Annotated in this window: 16 protein-coding genes, 26 tRNA genes and 1 rRNA gene; 5 read left to right on the plus strand and 38 right to left on the minus strand. The window is 36.6% G+C overall.

Annotation, left to right across the window (positions count from 1 at the left end; genetic code table 11):
* Positions 1-79: 79 nt before the first annotated feature.
* From glmM to murB, 5 genes are all read right to left on the minus strand, one after another.
* The gene (glmM, locus tag LAB100_RS07470; RefSeq protein WP_119326570.1) at positions 80-1,432 is read right to left on the minus strand and encodes a phosphoglucosamine mutase; all 1,353 of its coding nucleotides are present in this window, start codon (positions 1,430-1,432) and stop codon (positions 80-82) included.
* A 21-nt stretch (positions 1,433-1,453) separates the two neighbouring features.
* Positions 1,454-2,539 (minus strand): CdaR family protein, encoded by a 1,086-nt coding sequence (locus LAB100_RS07475; protein WP_119326571.1) that lies wholly within the window; start codon positions 2,537-2,539, stop codon positions 1,454-1,456.
* Positions 2,523-3,380, minus strand: coding sequence for a diadenylate cyclase CdaA (gene cdaA, locus LAB100_RS07480; RefSeq protein ID WP_119326572.1), 858 nt, complete (start codon positions 3,378-3,380; stop codon positions 2,523-2,525). The genes LAB100_RS07475 and cdaA overlap by 17 nt, the downstream gene beginning before the upstream one ends.
* A 165-nt stretch (positions 3,381-3,545) precedes the next feature.
* Positions 3,546-5,666, minus strand: coding sequence for a cation:proton antiporter (locus LAB100_RS07485; protein ID WP_119326573.1), 2,121 nt, complete (start codon positions 5,664-5,666; stop codon positions 3,546-3,548).
* A gap of 20 nt (positions 5,667-5,686) precedes the next feature.
* The gene (murB, locus tag LAB100_RS07490; protein ID WP_119326574.1) at positions 5,687-6,586 is read right to left on the minus strand and encodes a UDP-N-acetylmuramate dehydrogenase; all 900 of its coding nucleotides are present in this window, start codon (positions 6,584-6,586) and stop codon (positions 5,687-5,689) included.
* Between the two features lie 112 nt (positions 6,587-6,698).
* On the opposite strand from murB, the gene LAB100_RS07495 reads away from it, so the two are divergent.
* Together LAB100_RS07495 and LAB100_RS07500 are read left to right on the plus strand one after the other, a co-directional pair.
* Complete coding sequence (locus LAB100_RS07495) at positions 6,699-7,460, plus strand: exodeoxyribonuclease III (protein WP_119326575.1); 762 nt, start codon at positions 6,699-6,701, stop codon at positions 7,458-7,460.
* Between the two features lie 3 nt (positions 7,461-7,463).
* Positions 7,464-8,000, plus strand: a complete 537-nt coding sequence (locus LAB100_RS07500; protein ID WP_119326576.1) for a 3'-5' exonuclease — start codon at positions 7,464-7,466, stop codon at positions 7,998-8,000.
* Positions 8,001-8,080: 80 nt separating this feature from the next.
* On the opposite strand, the gene LAB100_RS07505 is transcribed toward LAB100_RS07500, so the two are convergent.
* The 4 genes from LAB100_RS07505 to LAB100_RS07520 are packed head-to-tail and all read right to left on the minus strand — an operon-like array spanning position 8,081 to position 10,682.
* Positions 8,081-8,545, minus strand: a complete 465-nt coding sequence (locus tag LAB100_RS07505) for a GNAT family N-acetyltransferase (RefSeq protein ID WP_119326577.1) — start codon at positions 8,543-8,545, stop codon at positions 8,081-8,083.
* The gene (gene tsaE / locus LAB100_RS07510) at positions 8,542-9,003 is read right to left on the minus strand and encodes a tRNA (adenosine(37)-N6)-threonylcarbamoyltransferase complex ATPase subunit type 1 TsaE (protein ID WP_119326578.1); all 462 of its coding nucleotides are present in this window, start codon (positions 9,001-9,003) and stop codon (positions 8,542-8,544) included. The genes LAB100_RS07505 and tsaE overlap by 4 nt, the downstream gene beginning before the upstream one ends.
* A 15-nt stretch (positions 9,004-9,018) precedes the next feature.
* Positions 9,019-9,987 carry a phosphate acetyltransferase gene (gene pta, locus LAB100_RS07515; protein ID WP_119326579.1) on the minus strand — a complete coding sequence of 323 codons (969 nt, stop codon included), beginning with the start codon at positions 9,985-9,987 and terminating at the stop codon, positions 9,019-9,021.
* Positions 9,987-10,682, minus strand: coding sequence for a uracil-DNA glycosylase (locus LAB100_RS07520; RefSeq protein WP_119326580.1), 696 nt, complete (start codon positions 10,680-10,682; stop codon positions 9,987-9,989). Before LAB100_RS07520 ends, pta begins: the two co-directional genes overlap by 1 nt.
* Before the next feature lie 83 nt (positions 10,683-10,765).
* Between LAB100_RS07520 and LAB100_RS07525 the strand changes: the two genes are divergently transcribed.
* Both LAB100_RS07525 and LAB100_RS07530 read left to right on the plus strand, forming a co-directional pair.
* On the plus strand, positions 10,766-11,644 hold the full coding sequence (locus LAB100_RS07525) for a Cof-type HAD-IIB family hydrolase (protein ID WP_119326581.1): 879 nt from the start codon (positions 10,766-10,768) through the stop codon (positions 11,642-11,644).
* Positions 11,645-11,646: 2 nt separating this feature from the next.
* Positions 11,647-12,195 (plus strand): LURP-one-related/scramblase family protein, encoded by a 549-nt coding sequence (locus LAB100_RS07530; protein WP_119326582.1) that lies wholly within the window; start codon positions 11,647-11,649, stop codon positions 12,193-12,195.
* 32 nt (positions 12,196-12,227) lie between these two features.
* Here the strand turns inward: LAB100_RS07530 and LAB100_RS07535 are convergent, their stop codons facing one another.
* The gene (locus LAB100_RS07535; protein WP_119326583.1) at positions 12,228-12,794 is read right to left on the minus strand and encodes a GNAT family N-acetyltransferase; all 567 of its coding nucleotides are present in this window, start codon (positions 12,792-12,794) and stop codon (positions 12,228-12,230) included.
* A gap of 267 nt (positions 12,795-13,061) precedes the next feature.
* Positions 13,062-13,559, minus strand: coding sequence for a TetR/AcrR family transcriptional regulator (locus LAB100_RS07540; protein WP_162894215.1), 498 nt, complete (start codon positions 13,557-13,559; stop codon positions 13,062-13,064).
* A 230-nt stretch (positions 13,560-13,789) separates the two neighbouring features.
* Here LAB100_RS07540 and LAB100_RS07545 point away from each other — a divergent pair, with 230 nt between their 5' ends.
* Positions 13,790-14,278, plus strand: coding sequence for a hypothetical protein (locus LAB100_RS07545; protein ID WP_119326585.1), 489 nt, complete (start codon positions 13,790-13,792; stop codon positions 14,276-14,278).
* A gap of 116 nt (positions 14,279-14,394) precedes the next feature.
* On the opposite strand, the gene LAB100_RS07550 is transcribed toward LAB100_RS07545, so the two are convergent.
* The 27 genes from LAB100_RS07550 to rrf form a co-directional block, all read right to left on the minus strand.
* Positions 14,395-14,478: transfer RNA gene (locus LAB100_RS07550), tRNA-Leu, on the minus strand.
* A 34-nt stretch (positions 14,479-14,512) separates the two neighbouring features.
* Positions 14,513-14,583 (minus strand) — tRNA-Cys (locus LAB100_RS07555).
* Between the two features lie 20 nt (positions 14,584-14,603).
* Positions 14,604-14,675: transfer RNA gene (locus LAB100_RS07560), tRNA-Gln, on the minus strand.
* Between the two features lie 6 nt (positions 14,676-14,681).
* Positions 14,682-14,754, minus strand: a tRNA-His gene (locus LAB100_RS07565).
* A gap of 22 nt (positions 14,755-14,776) precedes the next feature.
* Positions 14,777-14,847 (minus strand) — tRNA-Trp (locus LAB100_RS07570).
* 6 nt (positions 14,848-14,853) lie between these two features.
* Positions 14,854-14,936, minus strand: a tRNA-Tyr gene (locus LAB100_RS07575).
* Between the two features lie 4 nt (positions 14,937-14,940).
* Positions 14,941-15,013 (minus strand) — tRNA-Phe (locus LAB100_RS07580).
* Positions 15,014-15,018: 5 nt separating this feature from the next.
* A tRNA-Asp gene (locus LAB100_RS07585) sits at positions 15,019-15,092 on the minus strand.
* Positions 15,093-15,115: 23 nt separating this feature from the next.
* Positions 15,116-15,189 (minus strand) — tRNA-Met (locus LAB100_RS07590).
* 31 nt (positions 15,190-15,220) lie between these two features.
* Positions 15,221-15,310, minus strand: a tRNA-Ser gene (locus LAB100_RS07595).
* A gap of 47 nt (positions 15,311-15,357) precedes the next feature.
* Positions 15,358-15,429, minus strand: a tRNA-Glu gene (locus LAB100_RS07600).
* Between the two features lie 7 nt (positions 15,430-15,436).
* Positions 15,437-15,524, minus strand: a tRNA-Ser gene (locus tag LAB100_RS07605).
* Positions 15,525-15,532: 8 nt separating this feature from the next.
* Positions 15,533-15,607 (minus strand) — tRNA-Ile (locus LAB100_RS07610).
* Positions 15,608-15,620: 13 nt separating this feature from the next.
* A tRNA-Gly gene (locus LAB100_RS07615) sits at positions 15,621-15,691 on the minus strand.
* Positions 15,692-15,736: 45 nt separating this feature from the next.
* Positions 15,737-15,810: transfer RNA gene (locus tag LAB100_RS07620), tRNA-Asp, on the minus strand.
* 23 nt (positions 15,811-15,833) lie between these two features.
* A tRNA-Met gene (locus tag LAB100_RS07625) sits at positions 15,834-15,907 on the minus strand.
* Between the two features lie 33 nt (positions 15,908-15,940).
* Positions 15,941-16,014, minus strand: a tRNA-Ile gene (locus tag LAB100_RS07630).
* Positions 16,015-16,021: 7 nt separating this feature from the next.
* A tRNA-Met gene (locus LAB100_RS07635) sits at positions 16,022-16,095 on the minus strand.
* A gap of 34 nt (positions 16,096-16,129) precedes the next feature.
* A tRNA-Pro gene (locus LAB100_RS07640) sits at positions 16,130-16,203 on the minus strand.
* A gap of 13 nt (positions 16,204-16,216) precedes the next feature.
* Positions 16,217-16,290 (minus strand) — tRNA-Arg (locus tag LAB100_RS07645).
* A gap of 13 nt (positions 16,291-16,303) precedes the next feature.
* Positions 16,304-16,389 (minus strand) — tRNA-Leu (locus LAB100_RS07650).
* A gap of 14 nt (positions 16,390-16,403) precedes the next feature.
* Positions 16,404-16,475: transfer RNA gene (locus LAB100_RS07655), tRNA-Gly, on the minus strand.
* Between the two features lie 4 nt (positions 16,476-16,479).
* A tRNA-Thr gene (locus tag LAB100_RS07660) sits at positions 16,480-16,552 on the minus strand.
* Positions 16,553-16,612: 60 nt separating this feature from the next.
* A tRNA-Leu gene (locus LAB100_RS07665) sits at positions 16,613-16,695 on the minus strand.
* A gap of 23 nt (positions 16,696-16,718) precedes the next feature.
* Positions 16,719-16,791 (minus strand) — tRNA-Lys (locus LAB100_RS07670).
* A 6-nt stretch (positions 16,792-16,797) separates the two neighbouring features.
* Positions 16,798-16,870, minus strand: a tRNA-Val gene (locus LAB100_RS07675).
* An 11-nt stretch (positions 16,871-16,881) separates the two neighbouring features.
* A 5S ribosomal RNA gene (rrf, locus tag LAB100_RS07680) occupies positions 16,882-16,998 on the minus strand.
* Between the last annotated feature and the right edge of the window lie 155 nt (positions 16,999-17,153).

Consider the following 17,153-nt stretch of genomic DNA (forward strand, 5'->3'; position numbering starts at 1 on the left):
ATTTGATAAAAAAACAGCACCTAATAAGAATGGTATTAATATACCCTTCTTATTAGGTGCTGCCAGTTCATTCAGAATCTTAATTTAATTCGTTTTTTACAACTTCAACAATTTGATCACAATACTCATTAACCTTTTCTACGGTTGGAGCTTCACACATAACACGTAGTAAAGCTTGTGTACCACTAGGACGCACTAATACTCGGCCATCGCCATCCATTTCATCTTCAACTGTTTTAATAACGTCTAAGATTGGTTGATGTTGATCCCATGAGTTTTTATCAGCTACGGGCACATTAACTAATTTTTGTGGATAGACTTTAACAGGAGCGCCTAATTCGGCAAGGCTCTTGCCAGTTTCTTTCATAACATGCAACAAATGGATACCTGTAAGCATACCATCACCAGTGTTCATATATTCATACAAAACAACATGCCCTGATTGTTCCCCACCGATGTTGTAATTATTTTTACGGATTTCTTCTACAACGTGTCTATCACCAACAGCTGTTTGTACTGAATTCATTCCATTAGCTTCAATAGCCTTGTACAAACCAATATTGCTCATAACAGTGGTTACAATTGTATCTTTCTTAAGACGTCCACCATCATGAAGGTATTTACCAAGGATAAACATAATCTTGTCACCATCAACGATATTACCGTCAGCATCAACAGCAATACAACGATCCCCATCACCATCAAAGGCCAATCCAGCAACAGCATCAGATTCCTTAACACGTTTTGCTAATTCTTCTGGATGAGTTGAGCCAACATTCTTATTAATATTAATACCATCTGGATGAGAAGCCATAATATCAAAATCAACGCCTAAGTCAGCAAACAAAGTACTTGCTAGTCGACTTGTTGAACCATTGGCAGTATCCAAAACAATTTTCATACCACTTAAATCATCTGAAAGTGTTTGTTTCAAGAATTGAAGATACTTTTGAGCACCTTCTGGATAGTCAGAAACGCTACCTAAACCTTCAGCTGATGGTCTTGGCAAAGTATCTTCTTTTGCATCTAATAACTCTTCAATTTCTTCTTCAACATCATCAGGCAACTTGTAGCCATCTGAACCAAAGAACTTGATTCCATTATCTTCAGCAGGATTGTGTGATGCAGAAATCATAATTCCAGCATCAGCTGAAACGGCACGTATTAAGTATGCTACCGCTGGAGTTGTAATTACATCAAGGTTCAAAACCTCGATACCTACAGAAAGTAGTCCAGAAATTAAGCTTGATTGCAACATTTGACCAGAAATACGTGTATCTCTAGCAACCAAAACTCGTGGACGTGTATCACTATTTTCTGAATGTTGTGTAAGAACATAGCCTCCAAAACGACCTAGCTTAAATGCTAGTTCTGGACTTAATTCTTTATTTGCAATACCTCTTACTCCGTCTGTTCCAAAATATTTTGTCATGAAAAACTTACCCCCAGCGTATTATTGTTCGCTATTATTATCTTCTGTCGAATTAGTATTCGAAGAATTTGTATCGTTAGTACTATTACCATTCGTATTAGTACTGTTATTGTTGTTACTATTATTCGACGAACTATTATTATTGGATGATGTTGTTCCAGTATTAATCGTCACATCAATTGCTTGTGGATCCGTAAAAGCCACTTTATTTCCTAAAGCATCGCCTAAATCAATCGATTTTTTGGTATTCCCGGTCACATCAGACACATCAACCGGTATATCGACCGAATCGTTGATTGCATCTATTTGTGCCTGAGTTCCGAAAATTCTAATGTTTTTCACATCAGATTCAAGTGAGAAATTTGTATTATCCGAATTTCCCTTTTGCTTCAAGTTGATACTTACTTGTTTACTTTGAATAGTAATCGGAATTTTTACATGGACTGTTTGTGGATCTAATGTAACATTTACAGTTTTACCATTTTTATCGAGCGCTTGCACTAAAACTTCTTGATCAAACGTTGATTTTATTCCTTTAGGTAAAATTGGTTTGACGACAACTTTATTGATTTTCTCAATCTCAGAAGCTGCACCAGTAACTGTCACAGTATCTGGAGATACTTCAGTCTTACCGGCTTCATAGCCTGTTGCTAAGGATTCTTTATTATAATCAACATCAACGTCAAACCTTTTTGTTTCACGGCGTTGAATATTAACAGTAACGTACTTAGGTTTAATACTATAGGTTAATTCACTATTCAAACCAGACTCTTTAATTTGCACACGATGTTGTCCAATAGAAAGGTCTTTAAGATTCAAATAGAGATTGAAGTTTTGCGTATTCTTTGTAGCTGTAACTAAGGCAGCCGGTCCTTCAATTGTTACTTTTACATTCTGTGGATAGCCAGTTATATAATACTTTTCCACATCTGCTTGTAACTGCAAAGGTACTGTTAAAGTAGCTTTCTTAGTGACTGTAGAAGTATTTGATTGATTTGAATTTCTTGTCGATCCAACTCCCGGCGTACTTACATAAAAAAACAGCCATAAAGAACAGCAGAGGGCAATAAATGCATAAAAATAATTACTATTAATTATCCTTTTCATCTTGGTCCTCCTTCTTTCGACGACCAATCTTAAAGAAATCCAAAATTGAATGATTATTGTTCTCATTTGGATCTTTTAATTGGGCATGAAGGTACTTCAGATAATCCTCACGAGAAAGATCAAGCATCATATGACCATTTCTTGTGATCATTACACCACCAGTTTCTTCAGAAACAACGATTGTAATTGCATCAGTTACTTCACTAATACCAACAGCAGCACGGTGACGAGTACCCAATTCCTTAGGAATCGTATTACTTTCTGAAAGTGGTAAATAAGCCGCTGCAACAGAAATACGGTTATTTCTAACAATTACCGCCCCATCATGCAACGGCGTATTAGGAATGAAGATATTAATCAATAAGGCACCTGTAACTTCGGCATCCAAATCAATACCAGTCTCGACATATTCTTCCAAACCAGTATTCATTTCCAAAGTGATCAACGCCCCAATTCGACGCTTACTCATGTACTGAATTGCTTGATCAAGACTCTCAATCAAATGATTTTTGGTCTTACCTTCTTCATTACTAGTTGAGCTAAATAACGGCATTCGTCCCAAATGTTCCAATCCACGACGAATTTCGGGCTGAAAAATTATCACGATAACGATGATTCCCCAGTTAATCAACTGATCCATCAAAAAAGAAACTGTATGTAGGTTTAAGGCCCAACTAATAATCTTTATACCAAAGATTATTACAATTCCCTTTAAAAGTTGTACCGCTTTAGTTCCACGTAACATTGACAGAACCTTATATAGAAAATACCAGACTACCAGGATATCAACCAAGTTAGCCAAATTCTGCCACGTAAAAATATTGCTTGGTATAAAATTCATTTTTCTAGCTCCTTAGCAGTTCGAACTAATTATAACAAACAATAAAAATTATAAAAGTTCATCATATTTAGGATCTTTTCTTGTGTTTTTTTATAACTAATTGAATCTATTGCAGAGAACGGCAACATTAAATATAACCAAACCCAAGAAAAGCTATCAGATATTTTAATCTACTCCTATGTTTATAACTTCTTCACTATAATTAATATTTTGTCTTAATTCATTGGCAGTTAATTTACTAATTTTTCCTTGTTCTAACATATCTTGAACAAAGGCTCTTTGATAACTTAGAGCCTTAACTTCCAATGCCATACGATCACTATTAAATTGTGGTGAGCGACCTCGATACTTTCCTTGTAATAATTCAAGGCGATCCTCGTAATGACGTTGGAAAATATAAATCAAATTGTCATCTATATCTTCTTGATCTGATTGATTCAATTCCTGTAACTTAGCAAGCGCCTTTTTAGCACCAGCAATAGATACCTTAATTGAATCCTGATTCATTTGTTTAATATCATCGTATTTTACAGAACGATAGATCCAACGTTTAATCTGTAAATAAGTTCTTCTAAAATAACTAAGGAAAAATTCAATTGTGGCATTATAACGACGATGCACAATTTCTTTTTTATATTTAGCTATTTTTCCAGTCGCTATATCGTAGGACTCGTCAGAGATTTCATGATTCTCATACAATTCATCAATTGCTTCTAATTCGCAATTAAAACAAATATCCCACAATTCAGCATCTTTCTTACCTTTAACACGACGCTTACTAATTTGATGGCTAACTATTCTAGAATTGCTATTTCTGATTCCTAAATTTCGAATATCATATAAATACTCAGCAATTACCGAAGAATAAACAGCTGTATCGCCATCATCCATTTCATTACGAAGTTTTTTTATAGTCTTATCAAGAATCAACCGACTGGCTTCAACTTGAGTTAATTCAATCGGAGTAGCGTCCTCGTCGTCATTATCATCATCGCTATCTGGACTAAATGTATTACCACGATAAGCAACAGGCGCACTATTTTTAGTTAGTAAAGGAATTAAGAACGTTGCCCCTAACAAACTAAAAATAATCACCGCACTAGCAACAAAGAGTAGCAAGGTTCTAGAAGGAAAAGGTGCTCCCCCTTTAATTGTCATTGGTAGCGACAAGACACCAACCATAGTTACGGCTCCACGGACACCTGAAATACCGGACATTAAACAATCATATAATCTTGTTTTCGACCAGAGTGTGATTTTACCATCTGAATTATTTGAAAATGTCGAATATACATAACTCCAAAGGAATCTAATTACAACAAGCATTATCCATATAATAAATGCCAAACCTGTTGCTAAAAACGTATTAATATTATCGTTATGAATCAACTCTTCCATTGCAAATGGAATTTCAATTCCTAATAGAACAAAAACAATCCCATTAAGAACATAAACTACTAAATCCCAAGTTCTCGAAGTGATCAATCGAATTTCAGGTGTGAACGCATTTCGATTTTGTGTCGAAGATATATTCAAGATACCAGCAATAACCACTGCCACTACTCCTGAAACATCAAAGACATCTTCAGCTACATAATAAACAATAAAAGGAATAATGATTTGAATAATAGCATGCAAAATAGAATCATCAACACCTTGGTTGATCAAATATAAACGCACGCCGTTAAAAATCCAAATCATCACTGCTCCAACCAAAGCCCCAACGATCGAGATATGGAAGAAGTCAATTGTGGCACTCTTTAATGAAAACATCCCCGTAACAGTAGCTGCTACACCATACTTAAAACAAATCAAACCAGATGCATCATTAATCAAACTTTCCCCACTGATCAAATGCATTAACTTATCAGGAATATGAGCCTTCTTGGCTATTGATTGCACCGCAATCGGATCAGTTGGAGACAATACTGCGACCAATGTAAAAGCCGTTGCCCAAGGCAATCTTGGGATTAAAAATTTAACAAATACCCCACCAACCAAAGTTGAGATAACAACTAAAACAATAGCATTTCCTAAAATCGGACCCTTGAGTTTCCAAAGTTCTCGTTTAGGAAAATTATTTCCATCATTAAATAGAATCGGCGCAATAAAAGCTAACAAAAACCACTCTGTATCAACATAAATTTTGACATGCATAAATAATGCTGCCAAAACCCCAGCTGCAATTTGCAACAAACTAGGCGGTATCGACACAAAGTAGTGACTTACAATATTGGCAATAATTAAAAGTGAAAGAATCAAAATAATTGATTCAAGTATCTCCACAGACAACACCTACCATTCTTTTATTTTTTGTCTTCACCAATAATGCGGACTTCGGTATGAAGTGACACATCAAATTTTGCTTTAACAGTCTTTTGGATCAAATGAATCAAATTCAAATAGTCAGTTGCCGTAGCATGTTTGATATTTACAATAAAACCTGCGTGCTTCATTGAAACTTGAGCCCCACCGACCATCTTGCCTTGTAAACCAGCCTTTATGATTAAAGGACCAGTAAAATGTCCCTTGGGACGCTTAAAGACACTACCACAAGAAGGATATTCAAGCGGCTGTTTTGAACGTCTCAATTCGTTCAAACGGTCCATTTCCTCTTGAATGGTTTCTTTATTTCCACGTTTTAAAGCAAACGTAGCGCTTATAACGATGCCACCATCATCTTGAACCATACTGTGACGATAACTAAATTTCATATCTTCATGAGTTAAAGTCGTGATATGTCCATCAGGTAACAAAACTTCGGCCGATTCAAAGACGTCCTTAATTTCACCGCCATAAGCTCCGGCATTCATAAAGACTGCTCCACCAACGCTACCAGGAATACCAGCCGCAAACTCAAGACCAGTCAAACCAGCTTTTTGAGCAGCAATCGTAGTGTTAATAATTGTAGCGCCCGCTTCAGCAGTAACCTTAGTTTCTGAAACTTCGATTTTATGAAAATTAGGTAAAATAATTACAATTCCACGGATACCACCATCTTTGATAATCAGATTACTGGCATTACCAATAATCGTTATAGGTACCTGATTTACTCTTGCTGTGTCAACGATTTCCACTAACTCTTCACGAGTTTTAGGGAATGCTAAAACATCAGCTGGACCACCAGTTTTAGTAAAAGTATATTTACTAAGGGGTTCATTTAATTTAAATTCAATATTAGGTAATTTTTCAACTGGAAAATTCAATATTCATCATCCTTTATGCTACTAAGACTTACGTCTAATTTTATCACATAGTTAGATACTTAACGAACTAACTAACATTACAAAAATGCTATAATTGTCGCGAGGTGATTTTATGAAACTTATATCGTGGAATGTTAATGGCCTACGTGCTGTCGTCAAAAAGGACTTTGTTGAAACCTTCAAAGAATTAGACGCAGATATCTTCAGTATTCAAGAAACAAAAATGCAAGCTGGGCAATTAGATCTTGATCTTCCCAGTTATCATCAATACTTCTTCTATGCTAAGAAAAAGGGATATTCCGGTACAGCCATTTTTTCTAAACAAGAACCAATAAATGTAAAAAATGGTCTAGGAGTCGAAGAATTCGATGATGAAGGTCGAACCATTACCCTAGAATTCCCAGATTTTTATTTGATTAATAGTTATACCCCTAATTCTCAACCCAAACTCAAGCGTGTTGATTATCGGATGCGTTATGACGATGCTTTAAGATCATACATGATTAAGTTATCAGCCGATAAACCAATAGTCCTTTGTGGAGACCTTAATGTTGCTCACGAGGAAATAGATCTTAAGAATCCCCAATCTAATCACAAAAATCCTGGATTTTCTGATCAAGAACGTAATAAATTTAGTGAATTACTCGATAGTGGTTTTATCGATAGTTTCAGATCACTTCATCCCGATGAAATAAAATATTCATGGTGGAGTTATCGTTTTAACGCTCGAAAAAATAATGCCGGTTGGAGAATTGATTACTTCGTAGTTTCTAATAACGGTAAAAGTTTAATTAAAAACGCCGATATTTTAAATAATATTTTTGGTTCCGATCACTGCCCTATTGAATTAGATTTAAACATTAAAGGAGAATAATTAATGAATTTTGTTTCCATGGATTTTGAAACTGCCAATGGTAGCCGAACTAGTGCCTGTTCCTTAGCTTTAGTTTTAGTACGTGACAGTAAAATTGTCGACAGTTTTTATACATTAATCAATCCACAAGAATATTTCAGTCCACGAAATATTCAAATTCACCATATCAGACCACAGGATGTCGCTGATGCCCCTACTTTTGATCAGGTTTGGCCTCATATCGAAACACTCTTTGACAACAGTCATCTAGTTGCGGCCCACAATGCCAGTTTTGATAACAGCGTTCTTAAAAACACTTTAACCAACTATGGTATTAAAGCACCTAAGTACTTAACCATTGATACTTTAAGAACTAGTCGTAAATTTTATCCACAGTTTCCAAATCACAAATTAAATACCGTCTCTGAAGCTCTCAATATTGATTTAAGAAATCATCATAATGCTTTAGCTGATAGTGTTGCTTGTGCTGAAATTCTTTTAAAAACTGAACAACAATTCGGTACTGAACAAATAAAAAAGATGGTAAAACTCACAAGCTAATATCATCCCATAAAAAAACAGCCTCTACTAAATCATCAGTAGAGACTGTTTTTTATTCTACTTAATATTGGATAATGTTATTAAACCATCTTTTCCATTACAAAGGTCTTTTCTTTTTCCACCTCAGTTGTGAATCCATATTTTTGATAAATATGAATTGCAACTGAGTTATTTTTATAGACTTCTAAGAATAATTTTTTCAATGGCGAATCCATCGCCCAGTCAATTGCATCTTCCAAAAGAAATGAAGCAATTCCATTATTCCAATAATCTTTATCAACTACCACACCAAATTCAGCCTTTTGTTCGTCAGATTTTTCTAAACGATAATAACCAACAATCTGACCATCAAAAATTGCCAAAACTATTTCATCATATACAGATTGATAAATTGCATCTAAAGCTATGGCTTCATTTTCGACCGTCACATCTTGCATATCAGCAAAAGAAATAAAGTCACTTTGCTGACTTGTCTTCTTTAGAAAAGCTAACAATTCATCTGCATCTTCTGGAATTGCTTCACGAAGCTTTAACTCTGCACTCATACTAATTCACCAAAGCCACGATCATTGAAACTTTCGCCATGTAGTTTGAATTCTACTTGACGTTCAGTATCTGACAATCTTTTAATATTGATTGAAATATGTTCATCAGGAATTTCATCTTTAATAAACTGAGGCCATTCAACAATAGTTATACCATTGCCATTGAAATATTCGTCAAATCCTAAATCTTCGTCTGGACTACTTTCCAAACGATAGGCATCCATATGATAAAGTGGAATTTTTCCATCTTTATATTCTCTAATCAAAGTAAAAGTAGGACTTTTTACATTACGTTTGATACCAAGTCCACGGGCTAATCCTCGCGTTAAGGTAGTTTTACCAACACCTAGATCACCATTAAGTACGACGACATCACCAGCTTTTAACAAACCAGCGAGTTTCTCACCTAATTTTTCAGTATCCTCATAAGAATGAGTTTTTAATTGATATTCAAGCATAATTTCTCCTTAATTCTATAATGCTAAAGCCGCAGTCAAAATTGCTGACTTATAAACATCTTCTTCATTGCAGCCACGAGATAAGTCAGAGATTGGTTTTGCAAGTCCTTGCAAAATAGGTCCAATAGCTTCAAAACCACCAAATCTTTGAGCAATCTTGTAACCAATGTTACCTGATTGCAAATCTGGGAAAATAAAGACATTAGCATGTCCGGCAACCTTTGAGCCTGGAGCTTTTTGGGCACCAACACTAGGTACAAAAGCAGCATCAAATTGTAATTCCCCATCAATTGGTAATTCTGGTGCTAGTTCTTGAGCAATCTTAGTAGCTTCTGCTACCTTAGTTACATCGTCACTCTTAGCACTTCCCTTGGTTGAGAAACTAAGCATAGCAACTTTAGGGTCAATATCAAACAATTTTGCATCGTGTGCTGTTTGAACAGCAATTTCAGCTAATTCTTGAGCATTAGGGTCAATGTTGATAGCACAATCAGCAAACATATAACGTTCATCACCTTTTTGCATGATGAAAGATCCACTAATACGTGAATTACCAGGTGCAGTCTTAACAATCTGCAATGCTGGACGAACAGTATCACCAGTTGAATGAATTGCACCGGAAACCATACCGTCAGCTTTACCCATATAAACTAACATTGTTCCAAAATAATTATTGTCTAACAACATTGTTTCGGCTTGTTCCTTAGTATTTTTACCTTTACGACGTTCAACAAATTTTTCAACCATCTCATTAAAAGCGGCATAATTCTTAGGATCGATAATTTCAATGTTAGAAATATCAAACGATTTCTCAGTAGCAATCTTCTCAATTTCAGCTTTAGCACCAATTAAAATAGGTTTAAGAATATTTTCTTTTACTAAACGAGTTGCAGCACCCAAGATTCTTGGTTCTTCACCTTCGGGGAATACAATCGTTAGATTCTTTCCATCAATTTTACTTTTTAGGCTTTCAAATAAATCCATTACTTTTCCTCCGTTTCATCGGCGTGTTCTGGTAATTGCCAATTGATTTCCTTTTCATTATAGTTTAAAAGCGCTTTATTTGCTTTAGAAAATGGTTTTGAGCCAAAAAAACCATAACGTGCAGCAAAAGGACTTGGATGTGTGGAAGAAATAATTGTATTCTTTGATTGGTCAATCAAAGGAATCTTACTTTTAGCAGCATTTCCCCATAAAATAAAAACTACTTTTCCACGATCAGACAAAGCTTTAATAGCATAATCAGTCAATTCTTCCCAGCCTTTACCCTTGTGAGAATTGGCCTGACCTCTCCTGACTGTTAAAACGGAGTTCAAAAGCAATACCCCTTGAGTTGCCCACGACTTCAAATATCCATGATTAACTGGTGTACATCCCAAATCATCTTGCAATTCTTTATAAATATTTCTCAGTGATGGCGGAATCGTCACACCTGGAGATACAGCAAAACTACAACCAATTGCTTGATTAGGTTCGTGATATGGATCTTGACCTAAAATAACAACTTTGGTTTCGGAAAATGGTGTCCAATCGAATGCTTGATAAATTTTATGCATTTCTGGATAAATAGTCTGTGTATTATATTCATTAACTAAAAATTCACGCAATTTTTCATAATACGGTTTGTCAAATTCACTGTTTAAAACATCTTGCCAATCATTGTTTATTAAGGTTTTCAAATTTACACCTACCTGTTTTGATATATAATGCCATAAAATATGGTAACATTCACTTATAGCATAACGCATTCGGAGGAAACTTTATGATTAAATTAATCGCATCCGACATGGATGGTACTTTATTAAATGAAAAGATGGAAGTTTCAGATCGTAACATTCAAGCAATCAAAGAAGCTGAAAAAGCTGGTATTGAATTTCTAATTGCTACTGGTCGCGGTCTAAGTGAAGCTAAACCATTTTTAAAGAATCATGTACATCCAGGCTTCATCACACTAAATGGTGCCGAAGTATTCAATAGCAATGAAAAGCTTATATCCAGTAACCCCATTTCAAAGACTTCACAAAAAGGTATCGTCGATTGCTTCAATAAATATAATGTTTATTTTGAAGTAATTACAGATAAAGGAATTTTCTCCAATGATCGTGAAGCTCGTGTTCAAAACCTAGCTAATCTTTTAGTTAAATTAAATCCTAGAACTTCCTTCAAACAAGCTCTCCGGGACACTCAAGAACGCGTTAAAATGATGCCAATGAACTTTGTCGATAATTATGATCACCTTTTCCAGGATGACTCTTATCAAATTATGAAGCTAATAGGATTCAATGAACATCAACATCGAATTCTTGCTCCCCTAAAAAAGGAAATCAGTAAAAATATTAAAGATGTGGTTGTAACATCATCTTCACCCAATAACGTTGAAGTAAACAGTGTTAATGCCCAAAAGGGAATTGCACTTTTACAATATGCTAAAAATAAAAATATTTTACCAGAAGAAATTATGGCCATTGGCGACAATCTCAACGATTATTCAATGATTCGTGATGCCGGCGTTGGAGTTGCCATGGCAAATGCCATTCCTGCTATCAAAGAATTAGCTCAAGTTTCAACCGACAGTAATATTAATGATGGTGTAGCTAAAATCATCGAAAAAACTGTCGCGGATTCTCAGCAACAGGATTAGCAATGGAGCTCTATATTAGAAAAGCAGACTTGGCAGTCGGCAATATTCTCGTCATTACAAATCAAAGTAAGGAAACCATTTTTATTGCTTCTCGTGATAAGAAAAACCCTTTTTTGATCAAATTATATAATCGCTTGAATACGTTAATTGGTGAAATAAAATTAAAGAATAATTTCTTGAAAATATATTCAATTGAAATCAATGGTGAAGAAAAAGCTACTATTAATGCTTTGCCAATGATCGACTTAAAATTTGTTTATCTTAGCAAAGCTAATTGGAGCGTCGTTGGAAACTTGGTTGCATCAAAATATCACGTTACCCAATCAGGCAAAGAAATTCTTCGAGTTCAACCAACTATTTTGAGTCAAGGACATCCTGGCTTAGAATTATCATTTAACAGCTTAGATGATGGACCCATGGGAACTTTGTTAGCCATCTTCTTAGATAAATATATCAAACTACCGACATTGGCACCCAAAGCTGACTTAGATAATTTGGGTATGAAATCAAAAATGCCATATTTAAATAACTTTAAAAACAAATGTGAATAAAAAGCTTGAAGAATAAAAATTCTTCAAGCTTTTTATTTTGTCAAATCATATTGCATATGATCATATAAATGACTTCCAATATACAATTGACCAACCTTCTTGAAACCAGTTTTATCATAAACATGTTTAGCTGGTTCATTAGTTACATCAACGTTTAGACTTAGAATCTTTTCACCACGGTCACGCATCACATCAATAAAGTGTTCCATTGTTTTCGTTCCAATGCCTTTACCTTGGTAAGCTGGAGCAACCGCAAATGAATCAAGGTACCATTCACCTGGCCAAGCTTCCTTATCACCGAATAGATTCTTTTCTTTAATGCCATATTTGTGCATAATTTTGATCAATGGCTCATCAATATTGTCTTCCTTACTTTCAGGATAGCCAACCATGATAGCGACCACATTGCCATCAATCTCATTTACAAGGATATTATCTAATCCATAACGATAGCCAGGTTGGAAGAAACCTTCCTTAATAACTTGGGCCATCTTTTCATTACCAACTTCTTTAAATACATCTAATTCCATTTCATCAAAGATTTGGAATAAAATTGGTAATATCTGATCTGCATCCTCTTCTTTTGCATTTCTAAACATTTTTTCACCTCAAGTATATATAATACATGATTTATAAATAATCTCAAATTAAGGGTGCATACCACTTATGAAACCACAAAAACAATGACCTGCCGAGATCATTGTTTTTAAATATAAAATAATGTCTGTAACGCTCCTGTTTTCATAATTTTTTGTAGGCAAACTTATAAGCAATTTGACTACATTTATATAATAGCGAAAACCACTTTCATTTTATATGTACACTTTTCAGAAAGTGTTGAAATTTGAACACATTTCCAAAAGTGTCTAAATACTTTTTAAAAGTCGATTATAATTTAGCAAATCCTTAATAATAATATCTTTGTCAGTACTCAAATTATCATCAAGCCAATTTCTTATGATTACTAGAAAGACGCCAATAAGATACCCTCGTTCGGTCTTCTTAGAAGAGTCGATTTTGTCATACTTTAATATTAGTTTATTCAGTTCCTTAATTATATCTCCATCACGTACCGTAATAACATTTTGATAGTACAAGTTAAGACATAAATTCTTGTTCTCGGCAATATAGTTTACAATCCCTATCAGTAAATCATCTGACGAATTACAACCATCTGTTACCTTTTCAATTATCTGATCTAAAATTGCTTTATATAAATAATCAATACACTCGAAATGATAGTAAATCGATCCACGGCTTACTTTCGACTTACGTGAAAGATCCATTATTGTAAATTGCTCAATTCTATGGCTGGAAAATTCCTTATAGGCAGTATCAATTAAATGTTTTGCTGTCAAATTCATCGTCTCGGCCTCTTTCATTTTTATATTAGTACTCGATTATAATAACAAGTCTAAATAATTTGAGATAGTAAATTTAGACGATTTTTCAATTTAATTTGTTATTAAATTTGAACAACCAATAAATATAAAACTAATAATTATTAATATTTAGCTACGCTTTATCTTACATATAAAGGTATTGTCAGAATTATAATTAATATCTAAGATGTCATATTTTGAGGGGAATATGTATGAATAGAAAAAGAATAGCTCTATTAACCGGTCTAACACTTTTAACAGGAACGTCATTGAATAACACTAACTTGCTAAAACACTCCTTAATACACAACGCTGAGGCCTCTAAAATAAATACCAATTCAAGACAATCAGAAAAGTATCCTGACATCATGAAAAAACTCGATGTTACATCTATGCAGCAATATAGTAGTCAAAGTCTTTTCATGAATATTACTATGAACAAATTTTATATCAAAGATATTGCCAGTAATTCCAATAAAACCCATTTAATATTAGTTCCCATAAAAACAAGTAACCAATATTTTATTCTTACATTGGATTCTAACGATAAAAATATATCGGTAGGACAAAAAATTACAATTCATGGATTCTTAAATGGTAAAGTCCGAATTAACAACAAATATATTTTGGCAGGACTAAATAAAAAGTATCTTAATAAAAAAGCTGTTTCTGTCATGGCTGACGATTTTAAAGTTTTTTAAATGAAATAATATTGTTCAAAATTACTTTAAGACACAAAAAAAGCTCTAGCCGCTGACATAACAACGATTAGAGCTAACTGATATTTGGTTTTACAAAGCTTTTGAAAACCCATTAATACCGGTGATCGGGGTCGAACCGATACTCCCTAGTGGGAACAGGATTTTGAATCCTGCGCGTCTGCCAATTCCGCCACACCGGCATATTAATATGCCTGATTACTTCAGCATAACCAAAGGCGGTAACCGGATTTGAACCGGTGATGAAGGTTTTGCAGACCTCTGCCTTACCACTTGGCTATACCGCCATATTCAATTATTACAGCAATTGGGTTAGCTGGATTCGAACCAGCGCATGATGGAGTCAAAGTCCATTGCCTTACCGCTTGGCTATAACCCAATAAAGGGCGGTATGTGGGAGTCGAACCCACGTGTGCCGGTGCCACAAACCGGTGTGTTAACCACTTCACCAATACCGCCATAATAATAAAAAGGTAGAAACAGGGATAGTAGGAATTGAACCCACACTGATGGTTTTGGAGACCATAGTTCTACCTTTAAACTATATCCCTAAAATATGGAGGGGAGTGGATTCGAACCACCGAACCCGAAGGAGCGGATTTACAGTCCGCCGCGTTTAGCCAGACTTCGCTACCCCTCCAAAATGGCGCGGGACGGAATCGAACCGCCGACACATGCAGCTTCAATGCATTGCTCTACCAACTGAGCTACCGAGCCATTAACGGTCCGTGCGAGAATCGAACTCGCGATCTCCTGCGTGACAGGCAGGCGTCCTAACCAACTAGACCAACGAACCAAAGGTTAATTATTTGAAACAAATTGCGGGAGCAGGATTTGAACCTACGACCTTCGGGTTATGAGCCCGACGAGCTACCAGACTGCTCCATCCCGCGATAATAAAAATAAATCATATGCTACCCACTAAGGAGGATGTGGGATTCGAACCCACGCGCCGCTTTCGCGACCTGACGGTTTTCAAGACCGTTCCCTTAAGCCGGACTTGGGTAATCCTCCATTGCTTAATACGTAAAACTATTTAAAACATGATGCTAAAGCATCAATGACCCGTACGAGATTTGAACTCATGTTACCGCCGTGAAAGGGCGGTGTCTTAACCACTTGACCAACGGGTCATATTAACGGAGAAGGAGGGATTTGAACCCTCGCGCCGCTTACGCGACCTACACCCTTAGCAGGGGCGCCTCTTCAGCCACTTGAGTACTTCTCCAGATATAGTGGGCCTAAATGGACTTGAACCATCGACCTCACGCTTATCAGGCGTGCGCTCTAAACCAGCTGAGCTATAGGCCCATAAAAGTGGCAAAGCGGGTGACGAGAATCGAACTCGCGACAACAGCTTGGAAGGCTGTGGTTTTACCACTAAACTACACCCGCATATTACCTTACGGCTACTTCTACCATAGTAAATTTCTTTACTAACGGTCCGTGCGAGAATCGAACTCGCGATCTCCTGCGTGACAGGCAGGCGTCCTAACCAACTAGACCAACGAACCAAAAATTAATTATTTGAAACAAATTGCGGGAGCAGGATTTGAACCTACGACCTTCGGGTTATGAGCCCGACGAGCTACCAGACTGCTCCATCCCGCGATAACAATAAATGTTAAGGTCCATTCAAAACGATGGACCCTGTAGGACTCGAACCTACGACCGAGCGGTTATGAGCCGCCTGCTCTAACCAACTGAGCTAAAGGTCCGGAATAATAGCGGCGAAGGGGATCGAACCCCCGACCTCCCGGGTATGAACCGGACGCTCTAGCCAGCTGAGCTACACCGCCAAAAACTATGATACTGGCAATAATATATTACCTATCGGGAAGACAGGATTCGAACCTGCGACCCCCTGGTCCCAAACCAGGTGCTCTACCAAGCTGAGCCACTTCCCGAAAATAAAACTAATGCACCTAGTAGGAGTCGAACCTACAACCTTCTGATTCGTAGTCAGACACTCTATCCAATTGCGCTATAGGTGCATATTCATTATAGTGCCGAGGACCGGAATCGAACCGGTACGGTAATTACTTACCGCAGGATTTTAAGTCCTGTGCGTCTGCCAGTTCCGCCACCCCGGCGTTACTATAATGAAAGCGGAAGACGGGATTCGAACCCGCGACCCCCACCATGGCAAGGTGATGTTCTACCACTGAACTACTTCCGCATTATGCCGACTAGAGGATTCGAACCTCCGACCCCCTGTTTACAAGACAGGTGCTCTGCCAACTGAGCTAAGTCGGCATAAAACGTTACTTTCATATTTTACTAGATGAAACTCAATATTGCAACAACAATATTGAATACGGGTGAAAGGACTTGAACCTTCATGTCCAAAGGACACTAGAACCTAAATCTAGCGCGTCTGCCAATTCCGCCACACCCGCATGGTGTGTATATATGTTGCAAATGAGCCGTGACAGGTTCGAACTGTCGACCCTCTGATTAAAAGTCAGATGCTCTACCAACTGAGCTAACGGCTCATGATATGGAGGATACAGGGATCGAACCTGTGACCTCCTGCTTGTAAGGCAGATGCTCTCCCAGCTGAGCTAATCCTCCATCATGAGACAGCGTAGCGACTCTCTATCCTCGCGGGTAGTTTCCCACCAACTACTTTCGACGCGGAGAAGCTTAACTTCTGTGTTCGGCATGGGAACAGGTGTATCCTTCTCACTATCGTCACTACACTGTATGATCTCGTACCTTCAAAACTAGATATTAAGCCAATGAATTAAATTTAAATCACTTCAAACTGCTGTAAACTCTTACTCGATTAAGTCCTCGATCTATTAGTACTGCTCAGCTCCATGTATCGCTACACTTCCACCCGCAGCCTATCTAC

This window comes from Companilactobacillus musae, from assembly GCF_003967595.1.
GTDB classification, from domain to species: Bacteria; Bacillota; Bacilli; order Lactobacillales; family Lactobacillaceae; genus Companilactobacillus; species Companilactobacillus musae.

Excerpts from the sequence above, each read along its gene's own strand:
- LAB100_RS07525 (WP_119326581.1), top strand. The coding sequence starts at position 10,766 with ATGATTAAATTAATCGCATCCGACATGGATGGTACTTTATTAAATGAA.
- LAB100_RS07475 (WP_119326571.1), bottom strand. The coding sequence starts at position 2,539 with ATGAAAAGGATAATTAATAGTAATTATTTTTATGCATTTATTGCCCTC.
- tsaE (WP_119326578.1), bottom strand. The coding sequence starts at position 9,003 with ATGCTTGAATATCAATTAAAAACTCATTCTTATGAGGATACTGAAAAA.
- LAB100_RS07495 (WP_119326575.1), top strand. The coding sequence starts at position 6,699 with ATGAAACTTATATCGTGGAATGTTAATGGCCTACGTGCTGTCGTCAAA.
- pta (WP_119326579.1), bottom strand. The coding sequence starts at position 9,987 with ATGGATTTATTTGAAAGCCTAAAAAGTAAAATTGATGGAAAGAATCTA.
- LAB100_RS07505 (WP_119326577.1), bottom strand. The coding sequence starts at position 8,545 with ATGAGTGCAGAGTTAAAGCTTCGTGAAGCAATTCCAGAAGATGCAGAT.
- LAB100_RS07530 (WP_119326582.1), top strand. The coding sequence starts at position 11,647 with ATGGAGCTCTATATTAGAAAAGCAGACTTGGCAGTCGGCAATATTCTC.
- glmM (WP_119326570.1), bottom strand. The coding sequence starts at position 1,432 with ATGACAAAATATTTTGGAACAGACGGAGTAAGAGGTATTGCAAATAAA.
- LAB100_RS07545 (WP_119326585.1), top strand. The coding sequence starts at position 13,790 with ATGAATAGAAAAAGAATAGCTCTATTAACCGGTCTAACACTTTTAACA.
- LAB100_RS07540 (WP_162894215.1), bottom strand. The coding sequence starts at position 13,559 with ATGAATTTGACAGCAAAACATTTAATTGATACTGCCTATAAGGAATTT.
- cdaA (WP_119326572.1), bottom strand. The coding sequence starts at position 3,380 with ATGAATTTTATACCAAGCAATATTTTTACGTGGCAGAATTTGGCTAAC.
- LAB100_RS07500 (WP_119326576.1), top strand. The coding sequence starts at position 7,464 with ATGAATTTTGTTTCCATGGATTTTGAAACTGCCAATGGTAGCCGAACT.
- LAB100_RS07535 (WP_119326583.1), bottom strand. The coding sequence starts at position 12,794 with ATGTTTAGAAATGCAAAAGAAGAGGATGCAGATCAGATATTACCAATT.